Raw genomic sequence first — 21,167 nt, forward strand, 5'->3', positions numbered from 1 at the left:
CCGATACCTTTGCCTGAGAATATAATTTAACATAGAAACGTCTGAATCTAACAGGCGCTCCATCCGGGCGGACACGGACCAAACCTGCAAGTGAATATAAGGGGTGTGTCCCTTTTCTGGAAAAAGGAAAACACCCCGGGAGAAGGCACAAAAAAAGATTGATACAGCATTCTGTCACAAGTTAAAGCTTCAAGATAATTAAACTACTCCATGATCCAGCATGGTATTAGCAACTCTCACAAATCCGGCCATATTGGCTCCGGCCACCAAATTATCCTGCATGCCATATTCTTCAGCCGCCTCAATGCATTGTTTGTGAATGGCCTTCATAATCTGCTGCAACTTTTCGTCTACCTCCTCCCTGCTCCATCTGAGACGCATGGAGTTCTGAGACATTTCCAGGCCTGAAACCGCCACACCTCCAGCATTGGCAGCCTTGCCCGGTCCAAAAAGGCACCCTGAAGACAATGCCAGCTGAACCGCTCCTGGTTCTGTAGGCATGTTCGCTCCTTCGCTTATGAGTCTGCATCCATTTTCAAAGAGACTTTTGGCATCAGCCAGGCTGATTTCATTTTGTGTTGCTGAAGGAAAGGCACAGTCACATTTAATATGCCAGGGGCGTGCCCCTGGAAAGTACTCAACATTTTTAAATTCATCCGCGTACTCTTTGATACGTCCGTACCTTATTCTCTTAAGTTCCATCACATAGTGCAATTTTTCTTCATTAATGCCGTCGGGATCATAAATCGATCCTCCTGAATCAGAAAGAGAGACCACTTTGCCGCCCAGTTCAATGATTTTTTCTGTGGTATATTGAGCCACATTGCCGGATCCACTGACAGTACATATCTTGCCTTCAATGGTCTGTCCCTTGCTGGCCAGCATTTCCTGAGCAAAGTATACTGATCCGTAGCCTGTGGCTTCAGGCCGGATTAATGATCCGCCCCAGTTGAGCCCTTTGCCAGTCAGAACCCCGGTAAATTCATTGCGCAACCTCTTATATTGGCCAAACATAAAGCCGACTTCCCTGGCCCCTACCCCAATATCTCCTGCCGGCACATCCGTATCAGCTCCAATATATCTTCGCAGCTCTGTCATAAATGACTGGCAAAAACGCATAATCTCGGCATCTGATTTAAATTTTGGATCAAAGTCAGAGCCCCCCTTACCACCACCAAGAGGTAAAGTTGTAAGAGAATTTTTAAATATCTGTTCAAAACCCAGAAATTTGATTATACCCTGATTAACGCTGGGATGAAACCTTATCCCGCCTTTATAGGGTCCAAGTGCACTGTTGTACTGAACCCTGAACCCTCTGTTGACATGGACATTACCCCTGTCATCCTGCCAGGGCACTCTGAAGGTGATTACCCTTTCCGGCTCTACAACTCTACCAAGAATATTAGCCTGAACATATTCGGGTCTGCCGGATATTACTGGTTCCAGAGATTCCAAAACTTCCTTGACAGCCTGGTGAAATTCAAGTTCTCCTGGATTGCGTTTTACTACCTGTTCAAATACATTTTGAATGTGCTCTTTTGCAGTCATTAACTTTCCTCTCTAATTGTTTTAGACATGATTTTGTGTTTGTATGTATATATTAGTTGCTCCCTCACAGATTGTTACAATAAAAATAATTTCGGGAGTGACTGCCCACTGTTTTTTTAATCACTACTAAGATATATGTGCTTAAAAATCATTTTGTGTGGACAATTGGACATGGCAGGAAGCCAAAACACTTTTATCTTAATGCCTCCTTCTCCAAGTCGCTGGTACGGAAACTGCGAGCGTCAAGAGAAGAATTATTTATATAAAAAATCACTAACAATCAACTTGAGATCAGGTATCTATGAAAAATTATGACTTCAGCACTGGTATTTCCGGGCTGGATAAGTCTCTTAATGGTTTGAGGACCGGCGATAATGTTGTCTGGCAGATAGATTCCATTGAAGACTATATCATGTTTGTCCTTCCTTATAGCGATTACTGTCAATTCAATAAGATTCCCTTGATTTATATACGGTTTGCCAGGCATAAACCTCTATTGCGCGATGACAAAGTAACTGCTGTTTATCGACTGAACCCCCAGCAGGGCTTTGAAAAGTTTATCTTTACCATTCACTCGCTTATTCGGGAACATGGCAAGGGATGCTGCTATGTGTTTGACTGTTTAAGCAACCTTTCTTCTGACTGGCATTCTGACCGCATGCTGGGAAATTTTTTTATGCTGACCTGCCCATATCTTGGCAGCATGGACACCATTGCCTATTTTGCCTTGCAAAGAAACAGACATTCTTTTCACGCCACAAGCCCCATACTTAATGTGACTCAACTTTTTCTTGATGTTTATCAGCATGAGCACGAAATATACGTGCATCCACTTAAAGTTGATAACAGATATTCCGCTACCATGAACACCCTGCACCAGCTCAAGGGAAATAGTTTTGCTCCTGTCAGAAACAGCGATAAAATTAGCGAGGTGCTCTGTCAGAAGACATGGTCACGCTTAGATTCAGCAACCCAGTCCCTGGGCTTCTGGAGTAAAACCTTTTCAGAAGCTGAACAGCTGCAAAAGGATTATTTACAGGGTTTATGTTCCAAAAAAAGATTGGATAAATGGCTAATCAAGCTCTTGAAAATGATATTTTCCAGAGATCCTCAGATTATTGAAATGGCCAGGAAATATATTTCCCTTGAAGATCTCTTGTTTTTCAAGCGCAGAATGATCGGTACCGGACTAATGGGGGGTAAGAGCAGCGGTTTTTTACTGGCCAGGGCCATCCTGAAAAAAGACGACCCTGAAAGATGGAAGGAAAAACTTGAACCTCATGACTCTTTTTATATTGGATCTGACGTTTACTATACTTTTCTTGTACAAAATGGAGTATGGTGGATCAGGCAGCAGCAAAGAGATCCGGAACTTTTTCTTAAAGACCTTGATCGAGCCCGATCACAAATTCTTAATGGATCTTTTCCTCATTATATTATCAAACAGTTTGTTGATCTTCTGGACTATTTTGGACAATGGCCTTTTATAGTCCGCTCCAGTTCTTTGATGGAAGATAACTTTGGAAATGTTTTTGCGGGCAAGTATGAAAGTGTTTTCTGCGTTAACCAGGGAAATCGTGGACAGCGACTGGCAGGTTTTATCGAGGCTGTCAGGCATATTTATGCTTCTTCCATCAGTGAGAAGGCTCTAATTTACAGAAAGCAAAGAGGCCTTCTGGACAGGGATGAGCAGATGGCCCTGCTGGTACAGCGAGTCAGCGGCATCAATTACAAAAAATACTTTTTTCCCCAGGCTGCAGGGGTGGGCTTTTCATACAACCCCTATGCCTGGAATGAAAAGGTAGATCCTGATGCTGGTATGCTCAGACTGGTTTTTGGTCTTGGCACACGGGCAGTTGACAGGTCGGATGATGACTATACACGGGTCATTGCCCTGAATGAACCATCCATGCAACCATTGGTCAGTCTCAACGGACACCGGTACACTCAGCAAAAAGTAGACGTTCTGAAAATGGAATCCAACTCTGTTGTATCAATACCATTTAAAAAACTCAGTGAGCAATGCCCTGACATCCCTTTGTCTCCTTTTGCCGGCATTGATCATGAGCTTAAGGCCAAAGCAAAGAAACTGAATATTAAAAACTTTTTCCCGTGGGTTTTAAATTTCACTAACCTGCTGTCCCATAGCAATTTTCCTCAGGATATGTCAGCCATGCTCAAGACTTTGGAAAAGGCCTACGGATCTACAGTCGATATTGAGTTTACTCTAAACTATTTCGAACAGGATAACGATGACAGCCAGCAATATACCATAAATCTTGTGCAGTGCAGACCATTGGAAATAAAGGCAGCAAGTCTTAAAGACCAGATTGTTGATGACTTTGATAAAAACGAAATCATCATTCAAAGTTCAGGCCCGGTCATAGGCCAGAGCCGCAGCGACAAGATTGATCGCATAATATATGTCAGTCCCAAAAAGTACGGATATATGTCTGAGAGCCAGCGCTATCATATAGCCAGGCTTGTAGGCAGAATAGCTTTAGAGCCATCATGCGGCTCCTGTTTCAATATTATGCTTATGGGGCCAGGAAGATGGGGAACCAGCATTGCTGCTCTTGGTGTACCTGTTAACTTTACAGAGATCAGTTCAATTTCCGTGCTTTGTGAAATTGTAGCCATGCGTGATGACTTTGTACCTGATGTATCCCTGGGAACGCATTTTTTCAGTGATCTCATTGAATATGATATTCTGTACCTGGCTTTGTATCCCGATCGTGAAGGCAATATCCTTAATGAGTCTTTGCTGGAAAACTCAGGAAACAGACTGACGGAAATCTTTCCTGAAGAAGAGCAATGGGCCGATGCCGTCTATGTGCTGGATAGTGAAGATATTGCCGGCTCTAAGGAGATTTTTATACGCGCTGATGTTAAACAGCAAAATGTACTAAGCTACATCAACCGGGTTGATTTAAAGCATGATTAAGAGCATTTTTTTCAGTAACAGTCTAACCCAAAAAGATATTTTAACCGCCCGTTCAAAGATTTACCCAGTTGAATACGGCTTTGCCGTAGACCGAAGGCCTATTCAACCGGGGCGCGTTTGCGGTTCAAAGTTTCTTGTTTTTTTCTACAGGATCGAGGCAGTAAGTTACTAATGGGCTAAAATATTACGTTTTTCATAATATGGATATAATATCTCAATATCTCTTGATCTTTGTACTGGCGGCTGTGCCCTGGATAGAACTGCTTATTGTCATTCCAGCGGGCCTTGGAATGGGGCTAAACCCTTTTCCTGTGGCTTTGCTGGCCTTTGCAGGAAATGCTATTCCTGTATTTTTCATAGTTTATGGATACAATCTCTGGCTTAACTACCGTGCTGTTAGAAGATCGAATTCAACAAAAATTGCGCCTGCCCCTACTAAGCGAAGGCAAAGAGCTGTTGCCATATGGAATAAATACGGCCTGCCAGGTCTTGCCCTTTTGGGTCCTTTGCTGACAGGCATTCATCTGGCAACCATTATTGCGCTCACCTTTAAACCTTCCAGGAAAGCCCTGCTCTGGTGGATGAACATGAGTCTGGCAGCCTGGACCGTGGGCACAACTATTGTGGCCTTTTATGGAATTGAGGCTATTAAGCTTCTGATATCTTGAGCGGCAGTTTGTCCTGTGTGTAACATACAGGGAGTTAAACTGCTACAATATGCTTGACTTTATTCAAGAAATATTGGTATTAATTTTTTATTCTTTATCAGTATCTATTTAAATGATTTAGATCAAACTTTTTTTTGATTAACTTTAAAAAAATGGGACTGTTCTTAAATGTGGAGGCGGCTTCTAACCGCCTGGTCTTTAATAGCCTGCAGCATGCAGGCTCCACATATCAAGGCCATTACTATCAGGTACTGTCTTGTTCCGCCTGAGTGGAGCTCTTCCTAATGAATTCACAACACAAAGAAAAAATTCTTAAATCGTTTTTAACAGAAGTGATTAAAAGGTGTCAGAGTAATAAGGGTGCCAAGGTTAATATTGATCCCATCAAGGTGATTAGTGATGAGTTACTTGTTTCCAGTAATTACGATGAATCAGCTAAAAAAAATGAGCCCTCAAATGAAGTAACTGTAAAACAGGGCGATCGTCCCAAAATCATCAATTTTTTTAAATCAGTATTTAATCCGAATGAAAGTTCCGACCCTTCGGCTTTTGATTCAAACTCTTCCAGACTTTCAAAATCATTTTTGCCAGACTTTTTACATCATGAAGGTGCGGAGATATTAAAAAGCTGTGACAATGAGCCTGACAGCGAACACCTCAGGAAAGAATTGCGCAGCCTGATGTACCAGTCTTCCAACTTCAGTTCCCTGCTGGATCATATAGTGTTATGGATTGAAGAGTATGACTTGAGGTGCAAAAAATTCACTGCCTATCTTGGCACAAAAAAAATTGATCTGCGCGAAAATACTTTTTTTCCTGGCTAATCAGACAGGATTTCATCACCAAAACGGATTATGGAAATCTTGGCCTGGGATCAGCAGAACTTATGCGTAATTTTGTGCTGGACCAGAAGTTGCTTGGTACAGTTTGTTTTTGTGATTTTTCTACACCCAAGGTTCGTAATCTGATTCATACTTACCTGAAAAAAAAATACAAGACAGACAAAATGCCCAATATGTTTCTTGACTTGTTTTCCAGGAATAGATCATCTGAGAAATACTTTGGTAAAACTGTGATTATCTTTGGTTTTTATGTTATTTTCTTTACTTTTGATGAGTTTGTTGACTATCTTAAAAACAATATGACTCCTGGTAAAGGACCTGCCAATACCAGTAAGTGGGGAACTAAGGATTTCTTTGGATATCTTGTTAATTCTTTTCAGGAAGGAATCAATTTTCGATATCCCTGTTCTCATTTTAGATTCCGTAAACTTGGCCTTGATGCTGTCTCAAAAAAAATAGCCATCATGCTATGGCTGAAAAAAATAAGAGCTGAAGCCATAAGACGGGAAAAATCTCCTTCAGATGATCTGAAAACAGACAATGAAGTAAAAATGCTGAACTTTGTCTGTCTTGATGAAATCAAAAGCAGTAGAATGGTCAACATGCTCAGAGAGCTTGTTAAAAAAAAATTCAAAGTTATTATTCAGCCAGGTGAAGGAGCTGATGATTTTTTCTCCATCACCTGCATTCCTGCCAGGGTCAGGCATGACCGGCTTGTCCTGGCCATGAACTCCAAATATGAAGATAACCTTCCCCAGACACAAAAACATTACAGTCTTAAATGTCGCTTCTCATTTGCAGGGGGAAAAGAAAAACTTCGTTACTACTGTTTTGATACCCGCATGATCTGTACTCAGGAGCTCGGCCGGAATATCACCGGGCTTGAAGTCATTTTGCCAGTAGATTACTCAGTCAGCGAAAGACAGGCTCCCCGCTATGAAATGAGTTCTGACGATGTTAAGGATGTGGCATTGTGGTATTTCAGCACTTATAGTGAAACTCCAGATATTTCCAGGGCAAAGCCATTTATTCACTACTTAGAGCATTATGGCTTGTTCAATATTATGAATATATCTTCGGGTGGGATAAGGATATCATTTGCCAGAGATCTGCTCAACAGCCTTCAAAAGTCATTTGTTCTTAATGAATACTATGTTATCAAGCTGCTTCTTCACCAGGAAGATCAGCTCACTGAAGTAGCCAGAGAGTTACGGCGTAATGAAGAAAAACCAGTTAATAATGAAGTATATGCCAGCTTGATGAAAAATGTCGCTGACTCTGGTAAAGAGCAGGATCCTGTTCATGTAGGTTTTCAGTTTATCCAGGAGGCACACCCTGGCACCGGGGGCAGACTGAACTGGATAGACATAAGAGACAAAGGCTCATGGCATGTTGGTAACTGGCTTTTCTCAAGAAGCAGTCATACCAGATAAAAGGACATGCAAGCATAAACAACGGGCAAAATCATTGATGCTGCATTGGTTCCTGGAAGAAGTTGGCTTCTAAGTAACTAAAGCCAAATTAGTAATAAATTCAAAGTATTATGGTTTTACCATACAGATTGCTTCGGTCGCTTAGGCTCCCTCTTGGGTGACAAGTTTTCAGCAACTACATCCCTGACAGCTCAGGTGTCATTGCGAGCGAGTCTTCGAGCGCGGCAATCTCTAACGTATTGAGGCTATTACCTCTTTTTTTGTGGCTTAAGCCACATTTCAAAGAAGCGGCTGGAGCCGCAAGAGTAAGACTTAGGCTGATTTTTTAGTTACTCACACGTTCGGTCCCGGTCCCTCCGGGTGAAGAGCTTTAAAGTAACATCATACGGAGAATTATATTATGTCCATTATGTTCTGGCTCAAGGTATACCTTCTCACTGTTCCAGTATTTTTTATTATTGATATAATCTGGCTTGGGTTTGTGGCCAGAAATTTTTACAAGACTCAACTGCATCACCTGTTAAGCCCTGAGGTCAACTGGACAGCAGCAATTATTTTTTATCTGATCTACATATCTGGAATCATTTTCTTTGCTGTAAGACCAGCCCTCGACTCAGGCTCCCTTGCCAAAGCGTGCCTGCTGGGAGCACTTTTCGGTTTTTTCACCTACGCAACATATGACCTGACCAACCTGGCCACCCTGAAAAACTGGCCTGTTCTTGTTGCTGTTGTTGATATAATCTGGGGTACAGTTCTCTGCCTTCTTGTGGCAGGCAGTGCATTTTTAATTGCAGCCCGGCTGGCCGGGTAAACATTTGCATTCATCACAAGAGTATACGTTTTTATTGCCGACATGTACCGGACGGATTTATCCTTGTTAGAGGAAACTGATAAGCCATGTCCATCTATAACCCACTTTTTTTGACCCTGGGCGCATCCATTCTGCTTATGATTTGTGCATGGGTCCTTTCTTTGCTGCGGGGAAAAGCTTGCGTAGCAGACAGCTTCTGGGGTGCTGGTTTTTTAATTGTGGCCTGGATTGTTTATTGTGCGGGCCATGGATATGAGGCGCGAAGCCTTTTGGCAGCATGTCTGATAAGTATCTGGGGCATAAGACTCTGCATCCATGTTAGCGCGCGCAACTGGGGACAGCCGGAAGACAGACGGTACCAGGCCCTGCGAGATTACCGGGGCAAAAATTTCTGGTGGGTCAGCCTGTTTACGGTATTTTTGCTTCAGGCTGTATTACTATGGCTGGTGTCCCTTGGAGTCCAGCTGGCTCAGTTGAGCCCAGTGCCGGATAAACTCACAATTTTTGATATAATGGGGGCACTGATATGGATGACAGGCTTTATTATCCAGGTTGTTGGAGATACCCAGCTGCAGATGTTCAAAAATAACCCTGATAATAAAGGCAGGGTTATGGATCAGGGGCTATGGGGATATTCGCGTCATCCCAATTATTTTGGAGAAAGCCTGATGTGGTGGGGTTTATATCTCCTGGTCCTTCAAACTCCTTATGCTTTGTGGGCGATAATCAGTCCTTTAATTATTACCTTTTTGCTGCTAAAGGTATCTGGAGTAGCCATGACTGAACAAAATATCAGCCAAAGGCGTCCTGAGTACAATGATTATCAACAACGGGTGAGTGCATTTATACCCTGGTTTCCCAAAAAAAGATAAAAATAATGGTAACTGTTCACTATCTTGGCAGCCTCTGCCCAATTTGATTTTCTTTTGTTGCAAACTCCCGGCTTGAGCCCGTAAGCCATAATCATTATGTTTTCCAGTAGCCGGGAGACGGTGTTTCAGCCATGATTCCGGCTAACGGGCTCAAGGCCGGTCAAACAAGCAACAATGCGAAAACTCAAACAGGACAGAGGCTTAATCCTGTGAATAAATTATGCTGAACAGTTACAAAAATGCATAGCATTTGAATAGCCTTCATGTCTGGCCGGAAGGCCTTGTAAATAAACACAAAAGAGCAGGTTATGACAAATTCCCATACACAAAATTCCATTGCTGTTATTGGCGCTGGCGCTGCTGGAATAAGTGCTGCGCACTACCTTTCCAGAAAGTACAGTGTAGATCTTTATGAGTCTGGGCCAGATATTGGAGGGCATGTTGTCACTGTGATGGCAGATGATAACGGCTCCACCATACCTGTGGATATGGGCTTTATTGTCTTTAACAAACGCAACTACCCCTGCTTTTGCAGGCTGATTCAGGAATTAAATGTTGAGTCTGCATCCACTGACATGTCCTTTTCCTATAGTGAACCAGGGTCTGGTTTTGCCTATTCGGGTCACAGTCTGTCCGCCCTTTTCGCCAGCCGCACCAATATCATCAATCCCAGGTTCTGGAAGATGCTGGTGTCCATTGCCAGGTTCAACCACTCAATCCTAAAAGATCTGAAAGCAGGCAGTATCCAGGACACAACTCTTGGGAAATATGTATCCATGCATGGTTACCATCCTGTCCTTTTTGAACGTTATCTGGAGCCCATGATCAAAGCCATCTGGTCTGCAGAGGAAGAAGGAGCGGAAAAGTTTCCTCTGAAGCGTTTTGCTGATTTTTTTGCCAATCATGGCCTTCTGGGAATACGTGACAGACCAAGGTGGCAATATATCAAGGGTGGCAGTCATACCTATGTTAAAGCTTTCAAAAAGAAATTTTCCGGCCGGGTGCTGACTTCAACACCGGTACGAGCAATTACCCGAACCTCTTCCGGTCCGGAAGTGCATCTGGATTCAGGCAAATTTCAATACAAGGCCGCAGTAATTGCCTGTCACGCTGATGATGCTCTCAACCTTTTACACCAGCCCGACCATGTGGAAAGAGCTCTTCTTTCTCTCTGGCAATACACAACCAATGAGGTCATTCTGCACACGGATGAAACTTTTCTGCCCCCAAACAAGAGGGCCTGGGCCTGTTGGAACTATATAGCAGAACCTGAAAAGGAACACAAAAAGGTCAATGTGCATTACTGGATGAATATGCTTCAGAACTTTAAGGCATCTCTTAACCATGTGGTTTCACTAAACCCACGCACCCCTGTTAAAAGAGACAGAATCAACCATCACCAGAACATGACTCATCCCTGCTTTACTACTCAGGCAGTCAATTCTCAGTCTGATCTGGCTCAACTTCAGGGACGGGGCGGCATTTATTTTTGCGGCAGCTACCATGGCAACGGATTTCACGAGGATGCCATTGCTTCAGGGGTAAAAGCAGCACAAATGCTGGGGGTGCGGATTTGAATTCAAGGATAGCCCTGGCCAGCGTATCGCACCATAGATCTTTTTCTGTTGAAAACAGCTTTGAATACCCTTTTATCTGTCTGATCCTGGACCTGGACGAAATAAGCCGCCTGGATCAGTCCCTGGCTCTTTTTGCTGTCAACCGCAATAGTCTTTTGTCCCTGTCTGAAATTGATTATCTCAGCGCAACCCCTGAAAACATAAAGTCCAAACTTTTTCAGCACATCAAAACAAGTACAGGAAAACAATGCGATCCAGGCAGCAGAGTTTATCTTGTCACTGCCCCCAGACTGCTTGGCAGAGTCTTTAATCCGGTTTCATTCTATTTTGTTTTCAATAAGCAGGATAAGCTCGATCTTGCTATGGCTGAGGTGAACAATACTTTTGGGGACAAGCATACCTACATTCTGGACCAGCAGATCAATCCAGGTCATTTTCCAGCAAAGTTTAAAACTGACAAAAATTTTCATGTTTCTCCCTTTTTTGACCTAAAAGGGGAGTACCTGTTCAACTTTGAAGATATCCGGGAAAGATTGGACTTGTCAGTTACTTTGATGAAGAATAATCGCCCTGCCCTACGGGCAAGACTGGCGCAAAGCTATCCAGCAAAGCCTTTGACAGATGCCGGGATCATGCTTGCGTGCCTGAGTCGCCCCCTTTCGCCCCGCCTTACCTGGCCAAGAATTCTGCGTCAGGCCATGAAGCTTTATTTTGTCCATAAACTCCAAATTTATACCAGACCAGAACCCCACAGCAATCATACCATCAGAACCATGCATGATATACCTTCCTTTAAAAACCGGGTAGCCATGAACATGGTTCTGCGCAATCTCAAAAAGATGAAAAAGGGGACCTTATCCCTGCTTCTGCCTGACAGGAGCGTATTAAAGTTCGGTGGGGTGCATCCAGGGCCTGAGGCAGTCATCAATGTCCACGACTGGGACTTTTTTACCAGATTAGCCAGATCAGAGGATGTAGGACTTGGCGAATCCTATACCTCAGGATTATGGAGTTCGCCAGACCTGACTGATACTCTGGAAGTACTGGCCCTGAACATGAATTACATGTCATATATGGAAAACTGGGGTTTTTTGGGGCGTATTCTGCGCAGGAGCATTCTTATGACCCGCAGAATAATCCCTGACAACAATGTTTCAGGCAGCAGGAAAAATATCAGAGCCCACTATGATTTATCTGATGAGCTTTTTTCAGGATTTCTTGATCAGGGCATGAATTATTCGTGCGGAGTTTTTAAAGATCTGCGTGATTGTAAACATGAATCTTTAGAGTCTGCTCAGATTAGAAAACTGGAAATGGCTGCAGAGGATTTAAACCTTCATCCTCAGGATCATGTTCTTGACCTGGGCTGCGGTTGGGGGGGCTTTTCTCTGTTTGCGGCACAGAAATACGGTTGCCGGGTTAGCGCAGTAACCATTTCTGACAACCAGTACAAATTTCTTGAAAATAAAATTAAGGAACTGGGACTGGGCAATAAGGTCTCTGTCATTCTAAAAGATTATCGAAAGCTGCAGGGAGAATTCGACAAGATTGTCTCTATTGAAATGCTGGAGGCAATAGGCCATAAGCATCACAAGGACTATTTCAAGACCATTGACAGGCTTTTGAGGTCTGATGGCAAGGCTTTTATTCAGACAATTACCATAGTTGATCAAAGATATCAGGAGTATCGCAGGACCAGGGACTGGATCAGCACATATATTTTTCCTGGGGGGCTTTTACCTTCCCTGCACAGGATCACTTCAGTGTTAACTGCCAAAACAACCCTCTCAGTAAAAAGTGTTCGCGACATTGGCCTGCATTATGCCCCTACCCTGGCTGCCTGGCAAAAGCGCTTTCAGGAAAACTGGCCGGAAATAGAAAAGCATGGCTTTGATGAAACCTTTTTTAGAACATGGCAGTATTATTTGAGCATTTGTCAGGCTGGATTCAGGACCAGACATATCAGAGACCTGCAGCTGGTTCTGGACAGGCCTGCCTCTTAGGGATGAGAATTCCTGATTAATTAAGCTTTTACCGGTAGTTACTCATAGGGAAAAAAACAGGCTGCAAGATGCTCGCTGCTAATTTCTTCAAGTAAAGGATCAACTTTTTGGCATTGATCATCTGCCCTGGAACATCTTGGAGCAAAGGAACACCCTTTGGGTGGATGGTAAGGATCAGGAAGTTCAGCAGTTTCTTCCTCTCCCTTGAGAGAATCTGTTCCAATGCCCGGCACACTGCCGAGAAGCAGTCTGGTATATGGATGACGGCATTTTTCAAAAATTTCATCTGTAGGTCCATACTCCACAAACTTGCCAAAATACATTACAGCCACTCTGTCGCACAGATTGCGCACCACTCCCAGATCATGGCTGATAAACAAATATGTCAGGTTGAACTCAGCACGCAAATCCTTGAGCAGATTCAAAACTTGAGCCTGAACAGAAACATCCAGAGCTGAAACCGGCTCATCCAGGATCAGCAGTTCAGGATTTGGAGCCAGAGCTCTTGCTATTCCTATCCTCTGGGCCTGACCTCCGGAAAACTCATGGGGGTACCGAGTCAAAAATTCAGGACGCAGATTAACACTGCGCATAAGTTCTTCCATGCGCTTTTTTCTCTGATCTGAATTCATTCCCAGCAGATACTTAAGAGGTGCTTCCAGAATCTGTTCCACGGTTTTGCGAGGATTAAGAGAACTTAGCGGATCCTGAAAAATATACTGAATCCTTCTCGCCAGAGCTTTGCGGTCTGGAACTGTACCGGTTCTGGCAAAAACTTTTCCATCCAGTTCAATGCTGCCTTTTGTGGGCGCTTCTAAGCCTACCAGCATTTTGGCCAGGGTTGATTTTCCGCACCCTGACTCACCTACAATGCCCAGGATTTCTCCCTTGTCCACTTTAAAGTCAATACCCCTGACAGCGTGAACAGCTGAAAGTTTGCGGCCCAGCAGGGTCCTTCCGCCACCATACTGCTTGATTAGAGATTTTACTGTCAGTTTATTCAAGACGCCCTCCCCGGATACAGACATTTTACCTCGTGAACAGAAGAAAGGGTTTTAAGTTCAATTTCTGATCTTAGACATGAATCATCAGCTTTGTGGCAGCGTTTGGCAAACTTGCACCCTGGGGGCAGAGCATTTACTCGAGGAGGAAGGCCTGGGATTTCAGTCAGCTTATCCTGTTTGCGGCTTACGTCCGGAACACACTCAATAAGGCGCTGGGTGTATGGATGGGCTGGATTATTCAGAATTTCATCCACAGGACCTGATTCCACAATTTCTCCAGCATACATGACCGCAACCCGGTCGCAGATATGAGCCACAACCCCAAAATCGTGAGTAATGAACATGAGGCTGGCATTTTTTTCCTTGCGCAGCCTGTCAAGCAGTTTGAGTATCTGGGCCTGGACAGTAACATCCAGAGCAGTGGTGGGCTCGTCAGCAACGATCAGATCAGGTTCATTGGCCAGAGCCATGGCAATGCTGATTCGCTGGCGCATTCCCCCTGAAAGCTGATGAGGATAAACATTGACCCTTTGGGAGGCATTGGGAATCCTGACCTGCTCAAGCAGGGAAACCGCCTTTTTCCAGGCCTGGTTATATGAAAGAGGCTGATGTACCCGCATGGCTTCAACAAGCTGATCCCCCACCTTAAACTGGGGATGCAGGGTGGATAATGGATCCTGGAAGATATAGGATATCCTGTTACCCCTTAGATTTCTGAGCTTATGATCCGGCACTGCCAGAATATTGTCACCTTCAAAATTAACCTGGCCAGAAGTGATAATTCCAGGAGGCGAGGCCACAAGACCAAGAATAGACATGGCAGTAACTGATTTTCCAGAACCTGATTCACCAATAATACCAAGGCACTCCCCTGGTTTGATATGAAAACTCGGAGCATTGACCGCCTTATGCAGCTCCTGCCCAATGTGAAACTCAGTTCGCAGTTTCTGGACATCAATAAGTCCCTGCTGCTCACCGGCAAATGCAGTCTTTGCCTCTGGAGCAACCCTGGTTCTGAAGGCAGGTTTTTGCAGTGCTCCTGATTTGAGCCTGGGGTCAAGCATGTCTCTTATGCCATCTCCCAGCAGATTAATGCTCATAACCAGGATAAAAATGACTAAGCCGGGAATTGTGGCCACATGCGGAGCAGTGATGATTAAGCGCCGCCCTTCTCCCAGCATGGACCCAAGATCTGCCTGGGGTGGCTGGGCGCCAAGTCCGAGAAAGGAAAGGCCTGCTGTTTCTAAGATCATCCAGCCCACAGTGGTGGACATGGTAATAACTATTACCGGCAATACATTGGGAAATATTTCAGTAACAATAATTCTTACATCACCTTTGCCTGAAAGTCTGGCCGCATCTACAAACTCACGGTTGCGCAGGGTGATTGTAACCCCGCGCACGTTTCTGGCAAAAAAGGGAATATTTACTATGGCTATGGCGTAGAGAGCATTCATAAGTCCCGGTCCCAGCACTGCCACAATGGCCAGGGCCAGCAGGATATAGGGAAAGGCCATGAGCATATCAATGCCGCGCATGAGAAAGGTATCGATACGATGGGCAAAATATCCGGCTATAATGCCTATCAGGGTGCCAATGGTAGCTGCCACCAGAGTTGCGGATATGCCCACAGCAAGAGATACCCTTGTACCCCAGAGTATCCTTGAGAGTATGTCCCTTCCAAGCTGGTCTGTTCCAAGTAAATGACCAGGAGAAAAAATTGGCAGAAGACGATTGGCCAGAGCAGTCTTGTTGGGATCTGCCAGAGGCAGCAGGGGTGTAATCAGAGCCAGACCCACAACTATGGTCAGCACTATGAAACCAAAGGCTGCCAGGCGGTTGCGGAAAAGCATCCTGAACATGATGACAATGGAGGCAATTCTGGAAGGTGATGCTGTTACAGGGCTACTCATGCTGTCACCCTTGGATCCAGCAAAAATTGAACAACATCAGCAATGAGGTTGAAAAAGACATAAGCCACCGCAACAATAAGCACCCCGCCCTGGACCAGCAGCAGATCACGGGTAGATATGGCATTAACCAGCATGCTGCCTATGCCCGGCCATTGAAAGACTGTTTCCACATAAACAGCTCCACCGAGAACAAAACCGGCCTGGATACCGATTACCGGAACAATGCTCACCAATGCAGCCTTGAATGCGTGTCTGTATATGACCCGCCTTTCACGAAGCCCTTTGGCCCTGGCAGTGCGGATGTAGTCCTGACGCAACACTTCAAGCATGCTGGATCTGGTCAGCCTGGCAATAACTCCGGTGGCAATAAAGGCCAGAGTTCCTGCCGGCAGAATCAGGTGGCGAAGCAGATCCGGCAAATCCCCTCCTCCGTAAATGGAATACATGCCGCTTGCAGGAAGCCAGCTTAGATTCACTGCAAAAACAATAATCAAAAGCAGTCCCAGCCAGAACGCCGGAGTGGAAATACCAATGAGCACTATGACGGTGATCAGTTTGTCAGCCAGACCATACTGGCGGCTGGCGGAAATAATGCCGGCCAGGAGCCCCATAATGGAACAGATGATCAGCGCTGTACCCGCAAGGATCAAGGTGGCGCTGAACCTTTCAGTAACAATATCCAGTACAGGCCTGTTCTGGGCGTAGGAACGACCGAAGTCTCCCTGAAAAATATTGGTCAGCCAGGTCATGTACTGCCTGGGAAGGGATTGATCCAGACCGAGCTGCCGGTTGAGCTGAGCTACATTTTCCGGTGTGGCATAAGCCCCGAGAATTGCTGTAGCTGGATCGCCTGGAATCAGGGCCATGATGAAAAAGACAATAATTGTCAGCCCTAAAATGACCGGGATGGTGGCCAGAAGTCTTTTGCCGATATAGAGCCAGATTTTTGTGGACATGAGCTTTTCTTGAAATTTTGTATTGCCAAAGGATTGGTTGTCCATCAGGGACAGCGGTATTGCCGTCCCTTACAAGTAACTACAAACATTTTACTAATAAAATCAGACTGTTACAATTTTAAGATTTTTACATATGATTGATTCTCAATTGCCTGAAAAATTCCGTCAAAGATGAGAGCTTTACGCCAGGCACAGGGACTGTCCCTCGCTGTGTAAATTTTGTCATCAAAGAAAATCTCTTCCAGGAACCAATGTAGCATCAATCTTTTTTAAAGTACCTCGCGGGGACTGTCCCAATTTCCAAATATGGGACTGTTCTTCAAGGTGGAGGCGGCTTCCAGCCGCCTGGAATTAAATAGCCTGCAGGATGCAGGCTCCACTTTAAAGACAGTTACTCACAGGTTCGGTCCCGGTCCGCCCGGGTGAGGAGCTTTTAAGGAAAGCAGGGGACAGGCACTCCGGGACCCACTTGAGCAATAACCCATGTTTTAAGCTTCCCATTTCAGAGAAAATTAAGTCCAGGAAGAGCCAGTCCCCACATAAGATCCAAAGGTCTAAACAATTACCAATCTAGCACATGGTACATATTTTTTAATCAACAAACTAGTTGTTGCGATCAGAGTTTGTGGATCCTGCATCTTGCCGGCTATGCTTAAACTGGCATGCTGGAAGCAGACCCCACCCTGTCTACATTTTGCTTACATCGTGCAGAAGCAGGAAAAAGGATGGCTGCAGACGAAAACCTTCAACCCTGCTGGATGCTACAGCGTTCTGTTTCCAATTGGCTACAAAAGCCCAGGGCGCATCTTCATACACTATTTCCTGCATCCTGCGATACAGCTCAGCCCTTTCATCCTGATCAGTGCTCTGTCTGGCCCTGGCCAGAAGTTCATCCACCTCAGGATTGCTGTAGTATCCTGAATTAAACCCCCCATGCTCAGGCCATGCTTCTGTGCGCAGGGCAAGGTAAGGAAGAGTGTCCGGATCATTGGTCATCCAGGCCATTTGAGCCATGTCTGCCTTGCCTTCAAGACCGGGATTGACCCTGCCCAGAAAAGTGTTCCACTCGTAGGTCTCAATGCTGACCCTGAGGCCAACTTCAGCCAGATCAGCCTGAATGGCAGCTCCCATGGACAATGGATCAAGCATGCCTGACCCGCCTTCTGTAACATAGAATGTAAGCTGAGCACCCTCGGCACCTGCTTCAGCCAGTAAAGCTCTGGCCTTGTCAGGATCGTAAGGATAAGGTTCCAGCGCATCATTATAAGCCCACGCAAATGCGGGAGGAGTTGGTCCGGCAGCTACAGCAGCAGTGCCCTGAAGTACGTCTCTCACCAGTGACTCCTTGTCTATGGCATAATTCACAGCCTGACGAACACGCTGATCCTTGAATGGACCTTCTTTCATATTCAAAATAAGAAACCAGAGATGAGGACCGGCCTGCTCAAATACCTGATAATTGGCATCAGCCTTGAAATGACCGACATTGTCAGGTGGAACTTCTACCATAAGGTCAATACCACCGGAAAGCATCTCTGCCACTCGGGTATTGGCATCTGTTATGGGCCTGAAAACAACCGCTTCCAATGAGGGTACTCCATCCCAGTAATCGCTGTTTCTAACCAGCACAACTCTGGTATTGGCACGCCATTCTTCAAATCTGAAAGGCCCTGTCCCTGATGGATGACGACCGAAATCCTCCTGGTGCTCTTTAACTGCAGCTGGAGAAACAATGAGGCCTGTGGGATAGGCAAGATTGGAAAGTAGAGGAGCAAAAGGCTCGGACAAGGTGAACTTTACTGAATAATCATCCAGAGCCTCTACAGAATCTACCTGGCTGAAGTAAAATGACAGTGGAAAAGGGCCTGTATGGTGATATGGATGGTCTTCGTCAAGCATTCTCTGAAAATTGAAAACCACAGCTTCAGCGTTAAAAGCCGAACCATCGTGAAAGCTTATTCCCTGCCTCAGCTGAAAAACATACTCAAGTCCGTCATCGCTGATGGTCCAGGATTCGGCAAGAGCGGGTTCCACTTCAAGAGAGCCGTCTTCATAGCGAACCAGACCGTCATAGATATTCATAAGTATCCGAAAATCATTAACAGCGGTAACCCCGTGCGGGTCCAGAGATTGTGGTTCAGCAATCTGCCCCACCACCAGAACATTGGGTGGCGTGGCTGACCAGGCGGTTTTAAATGAAATGAAACTCAGCAGAACAAAAAAAACCAACAAAAAATACCAGGATTTTTTCATAATTTCCCCTTTTTTCAGCTATAGGTTCTAAGAAAAAAGCACTCATAAAAGTTTAAAAGTTTCATTACATTTTTATCATCATTTCGTCAATTAAGATAATTAATTAACGAATCTGTGCACTGAAGACAATTTAAGTCTTTTGAGCACTTTGCATAAAAAAGGGTAATAGAATAATGATCAAGTGGGGGCCGGAATGTGTCTTTTGTTTTACGAACAAAAGTAACAACCAGTTCCGGCATTCTCAAGCAGGTAATTTAGACCTGGTGACTCAGGATTATATGCTATCAAGTTTTCCATCATGTTTGACATAAAGCTTTGTTCCGGATAATTTTCTCTGATGACATATTCCATAGTTGCTACAGATCCTGTTTCAGGGGCCATGGGTGCAGCTACAGCCACAGGCCTGGCTGCAGTGGGCGGCTTTGTGACTCATACCAGATTTGGTGCCGGTGCTATAGCTACCCAGGGTCTGTTTACCAACTGGATATCTGGGGAAAAAGGTCTTGCCCTGCTTATGCAGGGTCATGATGCCAACAAGGTCATGGAAATACTGGTTAATGAGGATAATGGAAGTTCCCAGAGACAATTTATTGTCTGTGATACACTGGGCAATACTGCCGGACATACCGGTCATGCCAATAAAGATTTTAAAATTCATGTTTGCCGGCAGGACTATGCCATTGCCGGTAATATGCTCGCAGGTAAAGACATTATTGAGGCCATGGAGGCAGCTTTTCTCGGTGATGAGAGCCAGGAGCTGCATTTAAGGCTTATCAATTCTCTCATGGCTGGAGAAAAAGCTGGTGGAGACTATAGAGGAACTCATAGTTGTGCAGTAAAAGTATCATATTTTGATCGCCCTCCCTTTGATTTACGGGTAGACTGGGCGGATTATAACTGCTGTCAACAGCTTCTAAGCATATATGAAAAGACTCAGTGTACATCATTTCAGGAATTTATTGCCTGGGTCCCCACTATTGCTGAACCCGACAAGAAGAAGGTTATGCTTGAACCGGCCATGCCTTTGGCAGCTACGCTGGTTGCCCCGGATATAATTGCAAATGATAAGGAAAACATATGAAAATTAGTGGACAACAAATATTTGATATTCTTGAAGAAGCAGCAACCTTCTCCCTGCCTGGTCCGGGAGTGACAAGGGTGCTTGGTTCACCCCAACATAAAGCACTGCTTCCCAAACTAAAACAATGGATGCAGCAGGCAGGGCTTGAAACCAGGCTTGACGCTGCAGGAAATTTAATTGGCCGTTATCCCATAGAAGGTCTTAGCAAAAAGACACTGATTCTTGGTTCACATCAGGATACTGTTGTACAGGGAGGCAAATACGACGGAATGCTGGGCATAGTTGTTCCTCTCGTAGCACTTGCGGAACTAAATGCCCAAAAAGCTGTCCTGCCCTGCAATGTTGAGCTGATTGCCTTTAGTGATGAAGAAGGTGTCCGCTTTCCCAGCACCCTGACAGGCAGTTCACCTCTTGCTGGTAAATTTGACATGCGCAACTTGCAGCTTAAGGACAAGGACGGCGTAACTTTAGAGCAGGCTTTGCTTGACATAGGCGGAAATCCTGAACAGATTCCTGCTCTGGCCCGCAACCCTGAGGACATGGCCGGGTATCTGGAAGTTCATATTGAACAGGGACCTGTTCTGGAAAATGAAGATCTGCCTGTTGGAATTGTATCCGCCATTACAGGCATTGAAAGGCATAGCGTGATTGTTCATGGTGAAGCAGGACATGCCGGAACAATTCCCATGAATATGAGAAAGGATGCTCTGGTTGGGGCAGCCAGAATCGTCTCCACTGTTGACCAGACATGTAAAATGACTGACTCACTGGTAGGTGTTGTAGGCTCTTTGAGTGTCAGCCCCAATGCTGTCAATGTAGTCCCTGCTCTGGTCAATCTCACCATAGAGTTGCGCTCTCCTGATTCAAAGCTTCGAGCCAGGAGCAGGGAGCAAATTTTTGCCACCATTCAGGAACATGCCAAAGAACTCAACCTGGGCTTAGAACACCAGATGACCTATGCTCAGGACGGGGTTGAATGTTCTCCAAAAATTCAGAAAGGCCTGGCCCGGGCATTTTCATCTTTTGGAATCTCACCGCGTTACCTTTTCAGCGGTGCAGGCCATGACGGACTGGCCATGTCCTACCTGACGGATGTAGGTATGCTTTTTGTCAGATGTAAAAAAGGAGTCAGTCATCATCCTGATGAAGCTATCACCATGGATGACGCTGAAACAGCAGCAAGGATTGTTAAAGAGTTTCTTTTGAGTTGTAATGCGGACGGTTAAATCTGATCAAGATTACCCTCACCTAATGCGGGCTGT

At 45.0% G+C, this 21,167-nt stretch carries 15 protein-coding genes; 10 read left to right on the forward strand and 5 right to left on the reverse strand.

Annotation, left to right across the window (positions count from 1 at the left end; genetic code table 11):
* Window positions 1-198 precede the first annotated feature (198 nt).
* Entirely contained in the window at window positions 199-1,548 is a 1,350-nt protein-coding gene (gene gdhA / locus LZ23_RS02575; protein WP_045211333.1) for an NADP-specific glutamate dehydrogenase, read from the reverse strand.
* Between the two features lie 301 nt (window positions 1,549-1,849).
* On the opposite strand from gdhA, the gene LZ23_RS02580 reads away from it, so the two are divergent.
* From LZ23_RS02580 to LZ23_RS02615, 8 genes are all read left to right on the forward strand, one after another.
* A complete protein-coding gene (locus LZ23_RS02580) occupies window positions 1,850-4,492 on the forward strand; it encodes a PEP/pyruvate-binding domain-containing protein (RefSeq protein WP_045211335.1) in 2,643 nt (880 codons plus the stop codon).
* A 200-nt stretch (window positions 4,493-4,692) separates the two neighbouring features.
* The gene (locus tag LZ23_RS02585; RefSeq protein ID WP_045211337.1) at window positions 4,693-5,160 is read left to right on the forward strand and encodes a small multi-drug export protein; all 468 of its coding nucleotides are present in this window, start codon (window positions 4,693-4,695) and stop codon (window positions 5,158-5,160) included.
* Between the two features lie 284 nt (window positions 5,161-5,444).
* Window positions 5,445-5,984 (forward strand): hypothetical protein, encoded by a 540-nt coding sequence (locus LZ23_RS02590; RefSeq protein WP_045211339.1) that lies wholly within the window; start codon window positions 5,445-5,447, stop codon window positions 5,982-5,984.
* 62 nt (window positions 5,985-6,046) lie between these two features.
* A complete protein-coding gene (locus LZ23_RS02595; protein ID WP_045211340.1) occupies window positions 6,047-7,435 on the forward strand; it encodes a hypothetical protein in 1,389 nt (462 codons plus the stop codon).
* Window positions 7,436-7,835: 400 nt separating this feature from the next.
* Window positions 7,836-8,246, forward strand: coding sequence for a DUF2177 family protein (locus tag LZ23_RS02600; protein ID WP_045211342.1), 411 nt, complete (start codon window positions 7,836-7,838; stop codon window positions 8,244-8,246).
* A gap of 86 nt (window positions 8,247-8,332) precedes the next feature.
* Window positions 8,333-9,118 (forward strand): DUF1295 domain-containing protein, encoded by a 786-nt coding sequence (locus tag LZ23_RS02605; RefSeq protein ID WP_045211344.1) that lies wholly within the window; start codon window positions 8,333-8,335, stop codon window positions 9,116-9,118.
* Between the two features lie 308 nt (window positions 9,119-9,426).
* Window positions 9,427-10,695, forward strand: a complete 1,269-nt coding sequence (locus LZ23_RS02610; RefSeq protein ID WP_045211346.1) for an NAD(P)/FAD-dependent oxidoreductase — start codon at window positions 9,427-9,429, stop codon at window positions 10,693-10,695.
* Complete coding sequence (locus LZ23_RS02615; RefSeq protein WP_045211348.1) at window positions 10,692-12,698, forward strand: DUF1365 family protein; 2,007 nt, start codon at window positions 10,692-10,694, stop codon at window positions 12,696-12,698. Before LZ23_RS02610 ends, LZ23_RS02615 begins: the two co-directional genes overlap by 4 nt.
* A gap of 38 nt (window positions 12,699-12,736) precedes the next feature.
* Here the strand turns inward: LZ23_RS02615 and LZ23_RS02620 are convergent, their stop codons facing one another.
* From LZ23_RS02620 to LZ23_RS02635, 4 genes are all read right to left on the reverse strand, one after another.
* Window positions 12,737-13,702 (reverse strand): ABC transporter ATP-binding protein, encoded by a 966-nt coding sequence (locus LZ23_RS02620; RefSeq protein ID WP_232300379.1) that lies wholly within the window; start codon window positions 13,700-13,702, stop codon window positions 12,737-12,739.
* On the reverse strand, window positions 13,699-15,615 hold the full coding sequence (locus LZ23_RS02625) for a dipeptide/oligopeptide/nickel ABC transporter permease/ATP-binding protein (protein WP_045211351.1): 1,917 nt from the start codon (window positions 15,613-15,615) through the stop codon (window positions 13,699-13,701). The genes LZ23_RS02620 and LZ23_RS02625 overlap by 4 nt, the downstream gene beginning before the upstream one ends.
* Entirely contained in the window at window positions 15,612-16,571 is a 960-nt protein-coding gene (locus LZ23_RS02630; protein WP_045211390.1) for an ABC transporter permease, read from the reverse strand. Before LZ23_RS02630 ends, LZ23_RS02625 begins: the two co-directional genes overlap by 4 nt.
* Before the next feature lie 687 nt (window positions 16,572-17,258).
* Complete coding sequence (locus LZ23_RS02635; protein ID WP_045211353.1) at window positions 17,259-18,824, reverse strand: ABC transporter substrate-binding protein; 1,566 nt, start codon at window positions 18,822-18,824, stop codon at window positions 17,259-17,261.
* A 337-nt stretch (window positions 18,825-19,161) separates the two neighbouring features.
* On the opposite strand from LZ23_RS02635, the gene LZ23_RS02640 reads away from it, so the two are divergent.
* Together LZ23_RS02640 and LZ23_RS02645 are read left to right on the forward strand one after the other, a co-directional pair.
* Window positions 19,162-19,905: a DUF1028 domain-containing protein gene (locus tag LZ23_RS02640; protein WP_084590867.1), complete on the forward strand. Its 744-nt coding sequence runs from the start codon at window positions 19,162-19,164 to the stop codon at window positions 19,903-19,905.
* Window positions 19,902-21,131 (forward strand): M20 family metallo-hydrolase, encoded by a 1,230-nt coding sequence (locus tag LZ23_RS02645; protein ID WP_045211354.1) that lies wholly within the window; start codon window positions 19,902-19,904, stop codon window positions 21,129-21,131. The genes LZ23_RS02640 and LZ23_RS02645 overlap by 4 nt, the downstream gene beginning before the upstream one ends.
* Window positions 21,132-21,167 lie beyond the last annotated feature (36 nt).

It is taken from the genome of Desulfonatronovibrio magnus (assembly GCF_000934755.1).
GTDB lineage: Bacteria > Desulfobacterota > Desulfovibrionia > Desulfovibrionales > Desulfonatronovibrionaceae > Desulfonatronovibrio > Desulfonatronovibrio magnus.

Coding starts and splice junctions, on each gene's coding strand:
- LZ23_RS02590 (WP_045211339.1), top strand. CDS start 5,445: ATGAATTCACAACACAAAGAAAAAATTCTTAAATCGTTTTTAACAGAA.
- LZ23_RS02640 (WP_084590867.1), top strand. CDS start 19,162: ATGACATATTCCATAGTTGCTACAGATCCTGTTTCAGGGGCCATGGGT.
- gdhA (WP_045211333.1), bottom strand. CDS start 1,548: ATGACTGCAAAAGAGCACATTCAAAATGTATTTGAACAGGTAGTAAAA.
- LZ23_RS02645 (WP_045211354.1), top strand. CDS start 19,902: ATGAAAATTAGTGGACAACAAATATTTGATATTCTTGAAGAAGCAGCA.
- LZ23_RS02595 (WP_045211340.1), top strand. CDS start 6,047: ATGCGTAATTTTGTGCTGGACCAGAAGTTGCTTGGTACAGTTTGTTTT.
- LZ23_RS02605 (WP_045211344.1), top strand. CDS start 8,333: ATGTCCATCTATAACCCACTTTTTTTGACCCTGGGCGCATCCATTCTG.
- LZ23_RS02610 (WP_045211346.1), top strand. CDS start 9,427: ATGACAAATTCCCATACACAAAATTCCATTGCTGTTATTGGCGCTGGC.
- LZ23_RS02630 (WP_045211390.1), bottom strand. CDS start 16,571: ATGTCCACAAAAATCTGGCTCTATATCGGCAAAAGACTTCTGGCCACC.
- LZ23_RS02585 (WP_045211337.1), top strand. CDS start 4,693: ATGGATATAATATCTCAATATCTCTTGATCTTTGTACTGGCGGCTGTG.
- LZ23_RS02600 (WP_045211342.1), top strand. CDS start 7,836: ATGTCCATTATGTTCTGGCTCAAGGTATACCTTCTCACTGTTCCAGTA.
- LZ23_RS02580 (WP_045211335.1), top strand. CDS start 1,850: ATGAAAAATTATGACTTCAGCACTGGTATTTCCGGGCTGGATAAGTCT.
- LZ23_RS02635 (WP_045211353.1), bottom strand. CDS start 18,824: ATGAAAAAATCCTGGTATTTTTTGTTGGTTTTTTTTGTTCTGCTGAGT.
- LZ23_RS02625 (WP_045211351.1), bottom strand. CDS start 15,615: ATGAGTAGCCCTGTAACAGCATCACCTTCCAGAATTGCCTCCATTGTC.